The 16,760-nt window shown below is 74.8% G+C and carries 11 protein-coding genes; 6 read left to right on the forward strand and 5 right to left on the reverse strand.

Annotation, left to right across the window (positions count from 1 at the left end; genetic code table 11):
- Positions 1-648 precede the first annotated feature (648 nt).
- Positions 649-1,740 carry a glycosyl hydrolase family 18 protein gene (locus tag OYE22_RS29910; RefSeq protein ID WP_277323310.1) on the reverse strand — a complete coding sequence of 364 codons (1,092 nt, stop codon included), beginning with the start codon at positions 1,738-1,740 and terminating at the stop codon, positions 649-651.
- Between the two features lie 195 nt (positions 1,741-1,935).
- Positions 1,936-2,268, reverse strand: coding sequence for a putative quinol monooxygenase (locus OYE22_RS29915; RefSeq protein ID WP_277323311.1), 333 nt, complete (start codon positions 2,266-2,268; stop codon positions 1,936-1,938).
- Positions 2,269-2,679: 411 nt separating this feature from the next.
- Between OYE22_RS29915 and OYE22_RS29920 the strand changes: the two genes are divergently transcribed.
- The 3 genes from OYE22_RS29920 to OYE22_RS29930 all read left to right on the forward strand — a co-directional run bounded on the left by OYE22_RS29920 (position 2,680) and on the right by OYE22_RS29930 (position 7,360).
- On the forward strand, positions 2,680-4,419 hold the full coding sequence (locus OYE22_RS29920) for an ATP-binding cassette domain-containing protein (protein WP_277323312.1): 1,740 nt from the start codon (positions 2,680-2,682) through the stop codon (positions 4,417-4,419).
- Positions 4,409-6,367, forward strand: a complete 1,959-nt coding sequence (locus tag OYE22_RS29925; RefSeq protein ID WP_277323313.1) for a substrate-binding domain-containing protein — start codon at positions 4,409-4,411, stop codon at positions 6,365-6,367. The genes OYE22_RS29920 and OYE22_RS29925 overlap by 11 nt, the downstream gene beginning before the upstream one ends.
- Positions 6,368-6,433: 66 nt before the next feature.
- Complete coding sequence (locus OYE22_RS29930; RefSeq protein ID WP_277324389.1) at positions 6,434-7,360, forward strand: ribokinase; 927 nt, start codon at positions 6,434-6,436, stop codon at positions 7,358-7,360.
- 42 nt (positions 7,361-7,402) lie between these two features.
- On the opposite strand, the gene OYE22_RS29935 is transcribed toward OYE22_RS29930, so the two are convergent.
- Positions 7,403-8,341 carry a nitrilase-related carbon-nitrogen hydrolase gene (locus OYE22_RS29935; RefSeq protein ID WP_277323314.1) on the reverse strand — a complete coding sequence of 313 codons (939 nt, stop codon included), beginning with the start codon at positions 8,339-8,341 and terminating at the stop codon, positions 7,403-7,405.
- 169 nt (positions 8,342-8,510) lie between these two features.
- Between OYE22_RS29935 and OYE22_RS29940 the strand changes: the two genes are divergently transcribed.
- A complete protein-coding gene (locus OYE22_RS29940) occupies positions 8,511-9,737 on the forward strand; it encodes a pyridoxal-phosphate dependent enzyme (protein WP_277323315.1) in 1,227 nt (408 codons plus the stop codon).
- Positions 9,738-9,810: 73 nt separating this feature from the next.
- On the opposite strand, the gene OYE22_RS29945 is transcribed toward OYE22_RS29940, so the two are convergent.
- A complete protein-coding gene (locus tag OYE22_RS29945; RefSeq protein ID WP_277323316.1) occupies positions 9,811-10,269 on the reverse strand; it encodes a lamin tail domain-containing protein in 459 nt (152 codons plus the stop codon).
- A gap of 380 nt (positions 10,270-10,649) precedes the next feature.
- On the reverse strand, positions 10,650-11,819 hold the full coding sequence (locus OYE22_RS29950; protein WP_277323317.1) for a S8 family peptidase: 1,170 nt from the start codon (positions 11,817-11,819) through the stop codon (positions 10,650-10,652).
- 433 nt (positions 11,820-12,252) lie between these two features.
- Here OYE22_RS29950 and OYE22_RS29955 point away from each other — a divergent pair, with 433 nt between their 5' ends.
- Positions 12,253-13,296: a LuxR C-terminal-related transcriptional regulator gene (locus OYE22_RS29955; protein WP_277323318.1), complete on the forward strand. Its 1,044-nt coding sequence runs from the start codon at positions 12,253-12,255 to the stop codon at positions 13,294-13,296.
- 714 nt (positions 13,297-14,010) lie between these two features.
- Positions 14,011-16,743 carry a YfhO family protein gene (locus OYE22_RS29960; RefSeq protein WP_277323319.1) on the forward strand — a complete coding sequence of 911 codons (2,733 nt, stop codon included), beginning with the start codon at positions 14,011-14,013 and terminating at the stop codon, positions 16,741-16,743.
- Positions 16,744-16,760 lie beyond the last annotated feature (17 nt).

The following is a 16,760-nucleotide window of genomic DNA, read 5'->3' on the forward strand; positions in this document are numbered from 1 at the left end:
GCCACGGCGCTGTTCAGGACGCCGTCCGCGTCACCGCCTGCGGCATGGCTTCTCGGGTGGCCGTCACCCGGCGCGGGCTCGGCCGGAGGGGCGGACCCGGTCGCGGGGGTGGGCCCGGTCGCGTCGCCGGTGGTGGCGGCTCCGTCGGGTGTCGAGGCATCGACCGGTGTGCTCGGCGCCGGAACATTGGGCGCGAGGGCCCGCGTTCGCGGTGGGGCCGGGCGCGGCGAGCTCGGCGGCGTCCACGTCCAGCCGTACGCACCGCGCCCCGAGGCCAGCCAAGGCGCGTACGTCGGCGTCGCACGCGTCGCCGACGGCCACCCGGTCCGACGTCTGGTCCGCGTCCCGGCCGGGGTCGCTGGAGGCCGGGGCCCCACCACCAGCCACGTGCCCGCGAGTCGCGCCGTCGCCCGGGGAGCGCCGGCCGGGCGCCAGACCGTGCGGTAGCGCATCGCGTCCAGCCTGGCGGCGGCCCGGTGCCGGCCGCGCCAGGCCGCCAGCGCCGGCAGCAGCTTGTCCACCGCGGCGCCCGGCACCCCCAACTCCCGTGCCAGACCCCGGGTGTTCGCGCGCTCGACCGCCGTCCAGAACGCGTCGTCGGCCCCTTTCAGCGCGGCCTCCGCGCCTCCCGGGTGCGCCGTGTGCGCCCTACGGCACCCGCGCGGGTCCGCCGCGGGCCAACGTCCGCCACAGCGTGGGCTCCTCGAAGTCCAGTGCCCACAGGGCCGTACGGGTCACGCCGTGCCGGCGCAGCACCGGGAGGTGGGCGGCGATGCCACGGGCGTCCTGGTACCAGACCTCGCGCCGCCGCCCGTCCTCGACGTACCGGAAGTACGGCGTGTGCGAGTCGGCGTCCCGCTCCAGGGTGGCCCCCACCCGGCGTCGCAGGGCTTGCGCCTCGCGGGTGGTGCGGTGCGTGGCGCGGGACCGGTCGCCGGTGCGGTAGTCCCAGCCGTACGCCGGGACGCCCATCTCGATCTTGGCCGCGGGGACGTGCGCGGTGGCGTAGCGCAGGATCTCGTCGTACCAGCGCGGCGAGCTGAGCGGACCCGGTGGGCCCAGGGCGTTGTGCAGGTTGTAACCCATGATCCGCAGCCCGTCCACGGCGCGCCCCAGCCGCGCGTAGTCGTAGACGGGCGCCGTGTCGCGCGCCGGGGTGCGCGGGTAGACGGCCACGGTGCACCGCTGGCCGCGCGCGTGCAGCCGCGCGCACACCTCGCGGACCAGGGCGGTGAACCCGCCGCGCACCCGGCGCAGCACGCCGGCGTCGGCGGAGTGGTTCATCCGCTCGTAGTCCAGGTCGAGGCCGTCGTACGGTCGGCTGGCGGCCAGCCGCAGCAACGCCGCCACGTGCGCCGCGCGCCGAGCGGGGTCGGTGAGCATCGCGGCCATGGCGGCGGCGTCCGGGGCCTCGGTCACGGTCGGCACGACCCTGACGCCGGCCCGGCGCAGGCCGTCGATGACGCGTCGGTCGCCCGCGCCCGGGTGCGCGGTGAACCGCCGGTCGGACGTCGCCTCGTACCAGAACGGGCTCACCGTGTGCAGTTGGTCGGCGTGGGCGAGCGCGTCCCGGTAGCCGCCCTCCTGCTGCCAGTACGGCAGCCAGGCCGACACGGTCCGCCCCGCCGACGGCGCGGCGGCGGACCGCGCGGGGGCGGGCGCGGCCGGCGCGGGGGCGGGCGCCGACAGCGCGAGCGCGGCGAGCAGCGGGAGGGCGGCCAGTGAGCGGAGGACGGTCACCCGCCCAGTCTCGGCCGGCCCACGCGACCCCGCACCCGCGATGGGCCGAGCGGGCGGCGCGGACCACCGCCGCGTACGGCGCGGAGCACCCGGCGGCGGAACGCGTCCCGGCAACGCCTGGCGGAACGCGCCCCCCCCGAGAGCGGCGGCGGGCCCGCGCGGCGCACCGCGCGGGCCCGCGACCAGCGCCCGCCGTCAGGCGCTCCGGGGCGTCACCTCGGCCATCTGGCCCCAGCCGTCCATGCCGGGGATCTCGGTCGAGACGATCTGCGGCGTCGAGGCCACCGCGTACGACATGGCGTCCATGCCCGCCGCGAAGTGCGCGGACTCCACGTGCTGGCGGCCGGCCTCGCCGTCGCGGAACGCCTCGACCAGAACGTACTCGTGGGGGTTGGACACGCTGCGGGACCACTCGAAGAACAGGTTGCCCGGCTCGTTCCGGGTGGCCTCGGTGAAGTCGTGGACGACGTCCATCCAGTCGTCGGCCCGCTCGGGGCGGACGGTGAATTTCACGGTAATGAAGATCATGCGGCTTCCTCGGGGTGGGGGTTCGAGGCAGCGGTCGCCAGCGCGTCGAGCGCCGCTGACGCTGCCCGGTGGCGCACCTGGTCAGGGGCGCCCGACCTAGCACCCTAACCCCCTCCCACCAGGCATGTCGCACGCCCCGGCGACGCTCGGGCCGACCCGTCACGCCAGGTGGGCCACGGCCCCGGCGGACCCACCCGCCGCCTTCCCCGCGCCGGCCGGCGGGTCGCGGCGCCACAACGTGGGCAACAGGCCCCGTGTGCAGACGACGAGACCAGCCCCCACCCACGGGGCGCCCCGCCGTGCCGGCCGGCCACCGGCCCGGGCGCGACCGCCCCGCACGCCCCCGGCCACCGCCCCGCCCCGCACACGCGGCGGGACACCCAGCCACCAACCCGAGGAAGGGAGGCCCGGATGGAGCCGCAGACCGCACCGGAGGCCCCGTACGTGCTGCGTATGACGGGCATCCGCAAGACGTTTCCCGGCGTGGTCGCGCTCGACGGCGTCGACTTCGACCTCCGTGCCGGCGAGGTCCACGTGCTGCTCGGCGAGAACGGAGCGGGCAAGAGCACGCTGATCAAGACCCTGTCCGGCGCGCACCGCCCCGACGCGGGGCAGATCGTGATGGACGGCGCGCCGGTGCGGCTGAGCGGACCGAGGGACGCGGAGCGGCTCGGCATCGCCACCATCTACCAGGAACTGACCCAGGTGCCGGAACTGAGCGTGGCCGAGAACCTCTTCCTCGGCCGCCCGCCGCGCCGCCTCGGCCTCGTCGACCGCCGGCGCATGGTGGCGGACGCCGCCCGACTCCTGGAACGCGTCGGGGTGCGCGTCGACCCCCGGACCCGGATGCGCGACCTGGGCATAGCCCACCGCCAACTGGTGGAGATCGCGCGGGCACTCGGCCGCGACGCCCGCGTACTGGTCATGGACGAGCCGACCGCGGCGCTCACCGGGGCCGAGGTCGACCGGCTCTTCCACCGGGTGCGCGCGCTGCGCGCGGACGGCGTCGCCGTCGTCTTCATCACCCACCACCTGGAGGAGATCGCCGCCATCGGCGACCGCGTCACCGTGCTGCGCGACGGACGCAGCGTCACCCGGGTCCCGGCCGACACCGACCGGGACACCCTGGTCCGCCTGATGGTGGGGCGCGCCGTCGAGGCGCAGTACCCGCGCGCGAGTCAGGCCCCCGACCCGAGGGGCCGGCCGCTGCTCAGCGTCGCCGGCCTCACCCGGAGCGGCGGCTTCCACGACGTGAGCTTCGAGGTGCGGGCCGGCGAGGTGGTGGCGCTGGCCGGGCTCGTCGGCGCGGGGCGTACCGAGGTGGTGCGGGCCGTCTTCGGCGCCGACCCGTACGACGCGGGCAGCGTCACGGTGCTCGGCCGGCGGCTGCCGCCGCGCGACGTCGGCGCCGCGCTGCGCGCCGGCATCGGCCTGGTGCCCGAGGACCGCAAGGGGCAGGGGCTGCTCCTCGACGCCTCGGTGGCGGACAACCTGGGCCTGGTCACGCTGCGCGGCGCCACCCGCGCCGGCCTCGTGGACCGGGCGGCCCAGCGCGCGGCGGCGACCCGCGTCGCCGACCGGCTCGCGATCCGCACGGCCGGGCTCGACCGCCCCGTGCGCACGCTCTCGGGCGGCAACCAGCAGAAGGTCGTCATCGGCAAGTGGCTGCTCGCCGAGAGCAGGGTGCTCATCCTCGACGAGCCGACGCGCGGCATCGACGTGGCCGCCAAGGTCGAGATCTACCGCCTCGTCAACGAACTCACCGCTGCGGGCCGGGCCGTCCTCATGGTCTCCAGCGACCTGCCCGAGGTGCTGGGCATGAGCGACCGGGTGCTGGTCATGGCCCAGGGCCGGATCGCCGGCGAACTCGACGCGCGCGAGGCGACCCAGGACGCCGTCATGGCCCTGGCCGTGGGCGCCGACGCCACGCCCGGCCCCACCAACCCGACGGGCCCAGTCAACCCAGCCAACCCGACCGACACCGGCCGGGCCAACCCGGCGGAGCCAGCCAGGCCCGGTGTGCCAGCCAAACCCAGTGTGCCAGCCGAGCCCGGTGAGGCCCGCGAGTCCGGCGGGCCAACCAGCACCGGCAGGCCCGAGAAGACCGACGAGACCGACGAGACCAACAGGGGGGACTCCGATGGCCGCTGACACGGGGTACGGGGCCGAAGCGGCGGGGGCGCGCGCCGGGGCTGAGCGCGCGGTCCGGCTGCTGCTCGACAACGGCGCGCTGACCGCCCTGGTCGTACTGGTCGCCGCGCTGTCGCTGCTGTCCGGCGACTTCCTCACCGCCGAGAACCTGCGCAACGTGGGTGTCCAGGCGGCCGTCACGGCCGTTCTCGCCTTCGGCGTCACCTTCGTCATCGTCACCGCCGGCATCGACCTGTCGGTCGGCTCGGTGGCCGCGCTGTCGGCGATCGTGCTGGCCTGGACCGCGACCACGCACGGGTTGCCCGTGTGGCTGGCCGTGCTGTTCGCCCTCGCCACCGGCGTCGGCTGCGGGCTGGTCAGCGGGGCGCTGATCGCCTTCGGCAAGCTGCCGCCGTTCATCGCCACGCTCGCGATGCTCTCCATCGCCCGTGGCCTGTCACTGGTCGTCTCGCAGGGCAGCCCCATCGAACTGCCCGACCCGCTCAGCACGCTCGGCGACACCCTCGGCGGCTGGCTGCCGGTGCCCGTACTCGTCATGCTCGTCGCGAGCCTGCTCACCGCCGGCGTGCTCGGCCGCACGTACACCGGCCGGGCCATGTACGCCATCGGCGGCAACGAGGAGGCGGCCCACCTCTCGGGGGTCCGGGTACGGCGTCACAAGATCGTCGCGTACGTCCTGAGCGGTGCCCTCGCCGCCGTCGCCGGCGTGCTGCTGGCCGCGCGGCTCTCGTCCGCCCAGCCGCAGGCCGGCGACGGGTACGAACTCGACGCGATCGCCGCCGTCGTCATCGGCGGCGCCAGCCTCGCCGGCGGCGTCGGCAAGGCGTCCGGCACCCTGATCGGCGCGCTGATCCTCGCCGTGCTCCGCAACGGGCTCAACCTCCTTGAGGTCTCCACGTTCTGGCAGCAGGTCGTCATCGGCGCGGTCATCGCGCTGGCCGTCCTCCTGGACACCGCGCGCCGGCGCGCCGGGTCCCGACCCGCCGCGCCCGGCGCCGTGGGCGGCGGCCAGGGGCCGCGCCGCCGCTGGCTGACCGGCGCGCCGCTCCGGCTCGGGGTGGCCGCCGTGGTGGTCGCGGCCGTGGTCGTCGGCGCCGCGCTGTGTGACCCCGAGTCGGGCGGCGGCACCAAGGTCGGCCTGTCGCTGTCCACCCTCAACAACCCGTTCTTCGTCCAGCTCAAGGCGGGCGCGCAGGAGGAGGCCGAGGCCGCCGGTGTGCGGCTCCAGGTCACCGACGCGCAGAACGACGCCTCCCAACAGGCCAACCACGTACAGAACTTCGTCAGCAAGCAGATGGACGCGATCGTCGTCAACCCGGTGGACTCGCAGGCGGCGGGCCCCGCGGTCAAGGGGGCCGTGGCGCGCGGCGTCCCCGTGGTGGCCGCCGACCGGGGCGTGACCGGGGCGCCCGCACTGACCCTCGTCGCCTCCGACAACGTGGGCGGCGGCCGGCTCGCCGCGCGCGAGCTGGCCCGCCGGCTCGGCGGCCGGGGCACCGTCGTCGTCCTCCAGGGCACCCCGGGGACCTCCGCGGCCCGCGAACGCGGCAAGGGCTTCGCCGAAGGCATCGCCGCCCACCCCGGCATCAGGGTCGTCGGCCGGCAGTCCGCCGACTTCGACCGCGCCAAGGGGCTGGACGTGACCACCAACCTGCTCCAGTCACACCCCGGCGTCGACGGCGTCTTCGCCGAGAACGACGAGATGGCGCTCGGTGCCGTCAAGGCCCTGGGCGCCAGGGCCGGCACGTCCGTCCAGGTCGTGGGCTTCGACGGCACCCCCGAGGCGCTGCGAGCGGTACGCGGCGGCACGCTCGCCGCCACCGTCGCCCAGCAACCGCGCGAACTGGGCCGGCTCGCGGTGCGCGACGCCATCCGACTCGCCCGGGGCGAGAGCCCACGTCGTACGGTCAAGGTGCCGGTGAAGGTGGTCGCCGCGCGCCCGCGCTGACCGGGCGCGGCGGCCGCCGGTGGACGCAGCGACGAGGCCCGCGAGGGCGGACAAGGACGTGACGTGCTGACGGAAGGCCATGACCTCCATGACCTGGTGGTCGTCGGGTCGGCCAACGCCGACCTGGTGATCGGCGTACGGCGACGGCCCGCGGCGGGGGAGACCGTCCTCGGCTCCGACCTGGCCACCTATCCGGGCGGCAAGGGAGGCAACCAGGCCGTGGCCGCCGCCCGCCTCGGCGCGCGTACCGCGCTGCTCGCCCGGGTCGGTGACGACGCGCACGGCCGCCTGTTGCTCGACACCCAGCGCGCGGCGGGTGTGGACACGGGTGCGGTGCTGGTGGGTGGCGCCCCCACCGGTGTCGCGCTGATCACCGTCGACCCCTCGGGCGACAACAGCATCGTCGTCTCGCCCGGCGCCAACGCCCGCCTGACGCCGACCGACATCGAGGCGGCGGCGCCCCTGCTGGCCGCGGCCCGGGTGGTCTCGCTCCAGTTGGAGATCCCGCTGGAGACGGTCGCGGCGGCGGTACGGGCCGTCGGCCCGGGCACCCGGGTGGTGCTCAACCCGTCGCCGCCCGCACCGCTGCCGCCCGACGTGCTGGCCGCCTGCGACCCGCTGGTCGTCAACGAGCACGAGGCGCGCTCGCTGCTCGACGGTGACCCGGCGGGAGCGGGAGACGACCCGGCGGCCTGGGCGGCGGCCCTCCTCGGTCGCGGTTCGCGCTCCGTGGTCATCACGCTGGGCCCGGCCGGCGCCCTCGCCGCCGACCGGCGAGGGCGGACCCGGGTGCCCGGCGTCCCGGTCGACGCGGTGGACACCACGGGCGCGGGCGACGCCTTCACCGGCGCCCTGGCCTGGCGCCTCGGCGCGGGCGACGACCTGGCGACGGCGGTGCGGTACGCCGTGCGGGTGGGCGCGGCGGCCGTCACCAGACCGGGCGCCCAACAGTCCTACCCCACCGCCGCCGAGGTCGACGCACTGCCCAGTTAGCCCCGAGCCACCCGCGGCCCGCCCCCAGCGCCGGCGCCGAGGTCAGGGGTGGTGGGTGACAGCGGCCCGGGCGGACTCGTCGACGTGCAGGGCGAAGACGTCGGGGCGGGCGTAGTGGCCGGTGGCGTCGAAGTCGAAGCGGGCCCGGGCCAGGTCGTCCAGGTCCAGCGTGGCCGTCAGGATGCCCTCGCCGTCGCGCAGCGGGCCGGCCAGCACCTCACCGAGCGGGGAGACGATGACCGAGCCGCCGTCGATCAGGACCGTGTCCGGCGCGTCGCCCTGCACCGGGTGGAGGTCGGCCGGCAGGGCGTCGCGGCGCAGGTACTGGTTGGCGCTCAGCACGAAGCAGCGCCCCTCCACGGCGACGTGCCGCATCGTGGCCTGCCAGGCGTCGCGGTCATCGACGGTCGGCGCGCACCACAGGTCCACTCCCTTCGCGTACATCGCCGTACGGAACAGCGGCATGTAGTTCTCCCAGCAGATGGCCGCGCCCAGCCGGCCGGCGCCGGTGTCGACGACGGGGAGGGTCGAGCCGTCGCCCTGGCCCCACAGACAGCGCTCGGCGGCGGTCGGCATCAGCTTGCGGTGGAGGCCGAGGTAGCCGTCGGGGCCGAAGAAGAGCGCGACGCAGTACAGCGTGCCCCCCTGGCGCTCGATCGCGCCCACCACGGCGTGGCAGCCGAGTTCCCGGGTGACGGCGGCCAGGGCCGCCACCTCGGGGCCCGGGACCTCGATGGCCGCGGCGTGGTAGCGGCGGAAGAGGTCGCGCCCCTGCGGGGTGCGGCTGCCGACCGGGACGCCGAAGTCCAGGCCCTTGGGGTAGCCCCCGACGAACGCCTCGGGGAAGACGACGACCTCCGCGCCCCGCCGGCCGACGGCCTCGCGCAGGAGTTCGTCGGCCCGGGCCAGCGCGGCGGGGGTGTCGAAGAGGGGGGCCGCCGCCTGGACGACGGCGGCGGTCACGGTACGAGCAGGTGTCATGCCGCGACGGTAGGAACCCGCGACTCGTCCGGCAACACCGCGCCGCCGCCCCGGCCCGGTACGTTCGCCGGTGGCCCAACCACCGTCCGCCGCACCACACATCCTTCACCGACCCCGGCGAACCCCATCCGACACCGCGCCGGGGCCACGCGCCCTAGGCTCGGGCGGCGTGACCCTTCTCAGCACGCTGGCCACCGCCCAGCGCTCACTCGGTGACCCGGACATCAGCTATCCGCTGTGGCCCGCGCTGACCCGCGGCTGCCCCCGGACCAGCACCGACACCCTCTCCTATCCGGTCGACGTCGACTACGCGTACGAACGCGTGGACACCGCCCTGTTCGAGCCGGGGTACGCCGCGCGGCACGGCATCTCCCGGGGCGCGGGCATCGAGCGGTGGGCACCTCTGCTGCCGCCGCTGGACGCGCCCGGCCTCGGCGAAGGCGGCACCCCGCTCATCGAGTTGGCGCCCGGTGTCTACGTCAAGGACGAGGCGCGCAACCCCACGTGGAGCCACAAGGACCGGCTCAACCGCTGCACGACCAGCGCGGCCGTGCGCGCCGGCGCCCCGGGTGTCGTGGTCGCCTCGTCCGGCAACCACGGCGCGGCGGCGGCGGCCTACGCGGCGCGGGCCGGGCTGCGCTGCGTGGTCTTCACCTCCACGGACACACCCCCGGCCGTGGACGCGTTCCTGCACGCGTACGGGGCGGTGGTGCTGCCGGTGCCGATCGACCGCCGGTGGCCGCTGGTCCGCGAGGTCGTCGAGCACTGCGGGCTGCACCCGGTCAGCAACCTGACGGCCACCCACACCGGGCACGCCTACGGCGCCGAGGGATACAAGACCATCGCGTACGAGATCCACGCCGAACTCGGGGCCCCGGCCGCCGTCTTCGTGCCCACCGGTTACGGCGAGCTGCTCTACGGCGTGTGGAAGGGCTTCGCCGAACTCCAGCGCCTGGGCGTCACCGAATCCGTCCCGCGGATCTTCGCCTGCGAGCCGGCCGCCGGCGGCCCGTTGACCGCGGCGGCGCGCGCCGGGGTGCCCGCGACCACGGTGGAGGTGGGGGACACCGAGGCGTACGGCATCGACTGCTCCGTCGGCGGCTACCGCGGCGTCGTCGCGCTGCGCGCGAGCGACGGCCGGCCACTGCTGCTGACCGACGACGAGATGCGGGCGGCGCAAAGCGAGTTGGCCGCGGCGGGGTTGTGGGTCGAGCTGTCGGCGGCGGCCGGCCTGGCGGGGCTGCGACAGGTGGGCGACATCGAGGGGCCGGTGGTGTGCGTCTCCACCTCAAGCGGCTTCAAGGACACCTCCGTCGGCTCCCGGGTCAGCGAGCCGGTCGACCCCGCCTGGGACCAGGTCCGCCGCCGACTGCTCGCGGCCGGCATCGACGCCTGAGCCGGGCGCCGACCGGCCTGGGAACCGCCCGCCCGCGCACCAGCGCGGACGGGCGGGCGCCGACGCGCGGGGGTCAGCAGTTCTTGTAGTCGTAGCGGGTGGAGTTGTACGAGCAGGTGTCCACGCGGCTGCCGGAGGACTTCCGCAGCGTCGCCGTGTCCCGGTCGTTGTTCCACACGTACGCCCGACGGTTCTGGTACTTCGTGGACGCGCTGTCCTTGCCGCGCCCGGTGCGGACCGTCACGGTCTTGCCGGCGCCCAGCGTGAACGTGCCGAAGGTGTACTTGTGCCGCGAGGCGTCGGTGAGCGTCCAGCCCCGGAGGTTCACGCCGCGGCTGGTCGAGTTCTTGATCTGCACGTACTCGGCGTTCAGGCTCCTGGTGGACCGGTCGTCCTTGCCGGGGCTGTCGTAGTAGATCTTGTGCAGGTGCACCGAGCCCACCGCCTGGGCCTGCGCGGGCAGCAGCGGAACCAGCACGGCCCCGGCGACAGCGGCGGCGCAGGCGGCGGTGCGTATGGAGAGCGTTGACATCAGGACTTCCTTCGATCACGGCCGGGCACCCCCCTAGGTCCCCGGTGTGGTGATCACACTAAAGGCAGTTGGGGGAGAACCGGGCGATATCCGGGAAGTGCGATGCGGGCCGCCATCTCCTGATAAAGCGAAGGATGCGGCGGGCCCCGCCTACCACCGGTCACGGCGTGCCGCGCCTCCTCCGCACGGACGCCCATGCGGGTGCGTGACCGACACCTCGTCACCCTCTTCGCGTCGGCGGGCCGGAACACTCCCGCGCCAGCAGCGCCGAACGGCGAACCCGCAGACGCGTGTGCCCACCCTCCGCACCGGAGGGTGGGCCACCCTGTCGCCGGGGTCCACCGGCCGCTCAGGGCCGCTGGACCGTTCCGCGCGGGGTGTTACAGGCCGGCCTTGAACAGCAGCCGGTTCGGGGTGCCGGTGACGTTGCCGGTGATCACGTCGGGCGTGGCGTTGCTGGTCACCCAACTGTTGATCGTGGCGGACGAGGCGTCACCGTTGTTGGCCTTGTAGAGCGCGGCGACGCCCGCCGCGTGCGGCGAGGCCATCGAGGTGCCGTTCATCGAGGTGCTGCCGCCGCCCATGCGGGCCGAGGTGATGGACACGCCGGGCGCGTACGTCTCCACGCAGCGGCCGTAGTTGCTGAAGGACGCCTTGCGGTCGGAGCTGTCCGACGCGGCGACGGTCAACACGCTCGCCGCGCTGGCTGGGGAGTAGTTGCACGCGTCCCGGTTGTCGTTGCCGGCGGCCACCGACAGGTGCACGCCGGAGTTGGCGAGGTTGGCGGCGGCCGTGTTCACCGCGGCCGAGTAACCGCCACCCAGCGAGGCGTTGGCGACCGCGGGCTTGGCCGCGTTGGCGCGTACCCAGTCGAACCCGGCGATGATGCCGGCGAAGGAGCCGCTACCGTCACAGCCGAGCACCTTCACGCCGCGCAGCGCCACACCCTTGGCGACGCCGTAGGAGTTGCCCCCCACCGTGCCGCCGACGTGCGTGCCGTGGCCGTGACAGTCCTCACCGCTCCCGCCGACCGAGTTGTACACGTTCTGGGCCCGACCGCCGAAGTCCGCGTGGCGGCTGTCGAGGCCGGTGTCGATGATGTACGCGGTGACGCCGGCACCGTCGCGGTTCCAGGTGTACGTGCTGTCCAGCGGGCGGTTGCGCTGGTCGATGCGGTCCAGGCCCCAGGTGGCGCCGTTCTGCGTGCCGCTCACGGTGGCCTTCTGGTTCTCCTCAATGGCCTGCACGGCCGGGTTGGCGCGCAACGCGCTCAACTGGCCGGCGGTGAGCTTGGCCGCGAAGCCGTTGAAGACCTTCGAGTAGACGTACTGGGTGCTCAACCCCTTCGCCCTGGTGAGGCTCTTGGCCGTCACCCCGGACTTGAGGGTGACGATGTAGCTGCCCTGCACGGCCTGGCCGGGGGCCGCCTTCTGCACCGCGACCATCGGCGCGGACGGCTCGCTCGGGGCGGCGTTCGCCGCGCCCGTGGCCGCCGGGAACACGACCAGGGGAGTGGCGAGGAGCACCGCGGCAAGACGGGAACGCTTCATCGGGGAAAACCTTTCGTCTGCCGCCGGCGGCCCGTACAGGCACCGGCGGTGAGTCTGGCCGCGTCTTCGGGCCGCTGGTGGGCGGCAGCGCGCGGACAGCCCGAGCACGCGCCGGGCCAGCGGCGCGGGCGGAGCGGTGGGCGCGGGAAGACGCGGAGGGGCGGGGAGACCCCACCGACGGGGCGGGGTACCTCGTCGATCCGTCCACGCCCGGTGCGGTGGGGAGTGCGTGGACGACAGCGGTGCGTGGACTTCGCGACGTCCACGTACCGGACGGTGCTGCGACGACGGTAGATGCCACGGGCCGCGGGCGACCATGGTCTGTGCTGGCCGCAACCGGCGTGGCCGCTGCCGGCCAGCACGGACGCGCGCCGTCCGCGAGCACGCCGCCTCACCCTGGCCCGGCGCCCCGGCACGACCTATTGTCAGGCGCATGTCCATCGACTCCCGTACGCCGCGTGCCGTGGACCGCCCGACCTGTGCCTGCCCCCACCCGGACGACGCCGGCCGCCCGACCGCGGCCGAGGCCAGGAACGCCTACGGGACGCTCGTGCGGCAGGCCATGGGCACGCCCCCGGCGGACACCGCCGGGGGCGGCCCGTTGCCGGACGGGGTGGCGCGCTGGCTGATCGAGCGCCGACTGCTCAGCGGGGACCGGGCCGCGGTCCGCTCCGTCGAGCGCGCGCTGCGCGAACTCGTCGCCGCCCAGCAGCAGCGGCTGCGCTCGGCCGCCTCCTCGCTGGAGGCCGGCATGCGGGCCATCGACGACGTGTTGGGGCTGCTCCCGTCCACCCGGGTGGACGGGGTGCACACCGCGGAGGTCGAGTTCTTCCGGGACCGGGAACTCTTCCGCAAGCGGCTGCACGAGTTCGACGCGCTGGGCCGCGAGGAGGTGATCGTCATGCGGATGTCGCTGCCGGGCGCCAAGGTGTTGGACGCCAGTCTCGTCAACGACCTGCACATGCTCGACCAGGGCGTGCGCTGGCGGATGGTGGTCTCTCCGGCGGCGACCCGCGCCCCGAGCGCCCGCCGCTACCTCGACACCCTGGTCGCCCGGGGCGCCCGGCTGCGGGTGGGCACGGCCGTCCCCGCCCACTTCGCCTCCTTCGACCACGCGGTGACCGTGCTCTCGCTCGGCGCCGCACCGCACTTCGAGGACGGCGACGCCATCGTGCACAGTCCGCTGCTGGCGCTCTGCTTCCAGCAGGTCTTCGAGTACGGCTGGGCCGCGGGCCGCCCCTACGCCACCGACCAGGCGGGTGAGCGCTCCGAGGAGGAGTTCACCGCGCAGGAGCGGGAGATCGTGAACCTGATGGCCCTCGGCGTCAAGGACGAGAGCATCGCCCGCCGCCTCGGCTGCTCGGACCGCACCCTCAGACGCCTGATGACCCATCTCATGCAGAAGCTGGGCGCCGCGAGCCGGTTCGAGGCCGGAGCGCGCGCCGCCCGCCTCGGCCTCCTCACCCACGACGGCTGACCCGACAACTCCCCGCCGCCCGGCCGCACCGGGCCCGGCCCCGTCACCCGCGCGCAGCTGCCCGCTGCCCACCTTCCTTCCACGTCGCGCCCTCGCGCCCTTCGGGCTCGCGCCGTTGATCGCCGCGCCCGCACGCCTCCGCGCCGCGCCCGTCGCGCGTCCGCGCGCGACCCGGCCACACGCCGTGCCCGCCACCCGGGCGCCCGTGGGGCGCGTGGAGGTGTCGTGAGAGCCGAACCGGAAGCGTTAGTCCCGTATGCCTGACGGCCGCTCATTCCAACGGTCGCCAAATGCAAAGTGAACTCAGGTTTGAGGAACAATTAACTCCCGGCGCATTCGTTTGGTACGCCTTTTTTGTTTGAGCGAGTGGGCAACCCTCCCCGTATTTCGCTCGTCAAACCCGCTGACGAACTCGAACGCGCTGGTCCGAGAGGGGAACGAATTGGCATCGGCCCGTGGTTCCGCACGCTCGCGCAGCGTCGCCCCTGACGATCTGTGACCGGAGTCACGGAAACGCGCCGGCCCGGCCGGACAGGGAAATAGCAGCGCGCAATTCCCGCGCTCAGTCACTGCCCTTTCACATCCCCGAAAGAAAAAATGCCTTCTCTCACCATGCCCAGAGCGGATGCGATTCCGCGTCAAGACGAGGCGAAGTCTGAGTCGTCTTTTCGGGGCTTCCGTGCACGGGCCGCGGGTCTCGCGGCGCTGCTCACCATGATTTCCCTGGTTATCGGCGACGCCCTGGCCCGCAGCTTTCCCTTCGGGTCACGCACGCGGAACGTCAATGACCTGGGGAACCAGTTCGTGCCGTACCACGCGCACCTGTGGGACATGCTGCACGGCGAGGCCGACGGCGACGTGCTCATCAACTGGCAGTCCGGCTACGGCTCCAGCTTCCTGCCGGACCTGGGCACCTATCTGACGAGCCCCTTCGCGGTGCTCGTCGGGCTCTTCCCACGGGACGAGATCGACCTCGCCGTCTACGTCATCTCCGTACTCAAGATCGCCACGGCCGGCGCCGTCATGGCCTGGCTGCTGCGCACCGTGCGCACCGGCCCCTGGTGGGTCGCCGGAGCGCTGGGCGCCTCGTACGCGCTGTGCGGCTGGACGCTGGCCACCGCGGTGTGCAACCCCATGTGGCTGGACGGTCTGATCGCCCTGCCGCTGCTGTGCCTGGTCGGCGAGTGGGCGCTGGCCCGCCGGCGGACGATCACGGGCACCGTGCTCGTCGCCGGCGCGTGGGTGGCCAACTTCTACACGGCGTACATGGCCACCATCGGCGCCGCGCTGTTCGTCATCGCCCGGCTGGCCATCGACCGCCCGGCGCACGTCGTCACCGCCGTGACCGGGCCCCCGCGCGGGGGCCCGGACTCCGCGCCGAGCGCGGAGTCCGAGACCGCCGCCGCCCAGCACCTGGCGGCCGAACCGGTCACGGAACCGGTCACCGACGCGGGCGACGAAGACCGCGACAAGGCCGGCTCCGGACGTGGGTCACCGGCCGCGCCCACCGGCCCGGCCCCCGCCCCGCGCCCCTCCGTCCTGCGACTCCTCGGCGAGCTGTGGCGGCCCCTGGTCAGCCTGCTGCTCGGCGTCGGCCTGGCCGCGCCGCTGGTCAGCGTCATCTACGCCGGCACCGGCGAGGCGTACCCGGGCCGCGACACCGAGTTCGTCGCCGAGCCGTGGCAGGACGTGTTCGCCCGGCTGCTGCCCGGCGGCTACGGCTACAACTCGCCCTCGCTCTACGTCGACACCGCCGCCCTGCTCCTCGCGCTCACCCTGCCGTTCAACACGGCCGTACCGCGCCGCGTGCGGTACGGCTGGTCCGCGCTGGTCGTCGCCGTGCTGCTGTCCTTCCAGTGGAAGCCCACCCACCTGGCCTGGCACGCCTTCACCACCCCCAACGGCAGCCAGTTCCGGCAGACGTTCGTGCTGTGCGCCCTGCTCGTGATCGCTGCCTGGCTCTCACTCGCCCACGCCAGGCCCACCTGGCGGGCCCTGCTCGGTGGCGGCGGCGTCCTCGCGGCCCTCACGCTCGCCGCGCGCGACAGCCAACTCCTGTACGCGTGGTCCGTCCCGATCATGCTGGCCGGCGCCGCCACCCTGGCGCTCGCCCTCGCGCTCTGGCGGGTCGCGGACGCCCGTCGGCGCCCCCTGCTCGTGGTGCTCGCCGCCGTGCTCCTGGTAGGCTCGCAGGTCGGGCAGTCCGCCGCGACGCTGGCCGTCAGCGACCGCAAGCGGCTGGCCCACATGGACGACTACGCGCCCTGGGGCGAGCGGCAGCGCGAGCAGCGCGAGGCCATCCAGGCCGCGGACGGCTGGCCCGCCTACCGCACCGAACCCGGCCGCCAACAGACCGTCGGCAACGACCCGATGATGGTCGGCGGCCAGGGCGCGCAGTACTACAGCAGCCTCACCTCCGACGTGCTCAGCCGCACCATGACCGCGCTCGGCGGCGGTTGGACCTCGGGCGGCCGGTCGGTGCAGAGCCTGGACAACCCGGTCACCGACGTCATCTTCTCCGTCGGCGCCCGGCTGTACTCGCCGCCGGACCCGCACCAGCGGTGGAACCCGCGCCACCCCGGGCCGGTGGTCACCGTGCGCCAGAAGGTCCCGCCGCTGGTGACCGTGCGCCCGCCCGGGCCGCGCCCCGCGTACGGCACCTCGGCCTACCGCAACCAGGAACTGCTTCTCGGCGCCCGCGTGTACGACGTCCCCCGCTACACGCTGCACCTGACCGACCGCCCGCAACTGCCCCGCACCCGCGACGGCGGCTACCGGGTGCCGGCCCGGCACCGCGCGGCCGACCCGACGGCGCAGGTGAAGGCCGTCTGCCGGCCCGGCAGCTCCGTCTTCCTGTGGGCGCCGCGCTACTGGGGCAAGGCCGACCTGCGCGACGGGCGCGGCCCGCAGGCCGACTTCCGGGGCGACTACCCGCCCAAGCGCAGCGCGGCCATGCAGGAACTCGGCCGCACCCCGGCCAACGGCCAGGTGCGCATCACGCTCACCGCCATGCACGGCGGCTCCGTACCCAAGGGCGCGATCGGCTGCCTGGACCGGGGCAAGCTCCGGGCCGCCGCCGACCGGCTGACCGACCGTGGCGCCACCGACGTCAGCGTGGACGGCGCCACCGTGCGCGCCACCGTGCCCGCCGGCAGCCGCGGCACCGCCGTGGTCGCCATGCCCAACATCAAGGGCTGGGAGTGCGCGGCCGGCGGCTCCAGCCGCCCCGCCACCTCCTACCTCGGCCTCGTCTCGATGCCGCTCGACGGCGAGGCCACCACCGTGAGCTGCACCTTCCAGCCGCCCGGCCTGCGCGGCGGCGCGGCCGCCGCCGGCCTGGCGCTGCTCGGACTCGTCTCGATCGGCGCCTGGCGCGCCTGGCGGGCGCGACAGGCCGGCCGCGTGCCGGCCGGCCACCCCTCGACCAGCGCGGCCAGCCATGACTGACCGGCCCGCCCCCATCC

The sequence above is a fragment of the Streptomyces sp. 71268 genome (assembly GCF_029392895.1).
Lineage (GTDB): Bacteria > Actinomycetota > Actinomycetes > Streptomycetales > Streptomycetaceae > Streptomyces.

Excerpts from the sequence above, each read along its gene's own strand:
- OYE22_RS29915 (WP_277323311.1), bottom strand. The coding sequence starts at position 2,268 with ATGATCTTCATTACCGTGAAATTCACCGTCCGCCCCGAGCGGGCCGAC.
- OYE22_RS29920 (WP_277323312.1), top strand. The coding sequence starts at position 2,680 with ATGGAGCCGCAGACCGCACCGGAGGCCCCGTACGTGCTGCGTATGACG.
- OYE22_RS29925 (WP_277323313.1), top strand. The coding sequence starts at position 4,409 with ATGGCCGCTGACACGGGGTACGGGGCCGAAGCGGCGGGGGCGCGCGCC.
- OYE22_RS29935 (WP_277323314.1), bottom strand. The coding sequence starts at position 8,341 with ATGACACCTGCTCGTACCGTGACCGCCGCCGTCGTCCAGGCGGCGGCC.
- OYE22_RS29945 (WP_277323316.1), bottom strand. The coding sequence starts at position 10,269 with ATGTCAACGCTCTCCATACGCACCGCCGCCTGCGCCGCCGCTGTCGCC.
- OYE22_RS29950 (WP_277323317.1), bottom strand. The coding sequence starts at position 11,819 with ATGAAGCGTTCCCGTCTTGCCGCGGTGCTCCTCGCCACTCCCCTGGTC.
- OYE22_RS29955 (WP_277323318.1), top strand. The coding sequence starts at position 12,253 with ATGTCCATCGACTCCCGTACGCCGCGTGCCGTGGACCGCCCGACCTGT.
- OYE22_RS29960 (WP_277323319.1), top strand. The coding sequence starts at position 14,011 with ATGATTTCCCTGGTTATCGGCGACGCCCTGGCCCGCAGCTTTCCCTTC.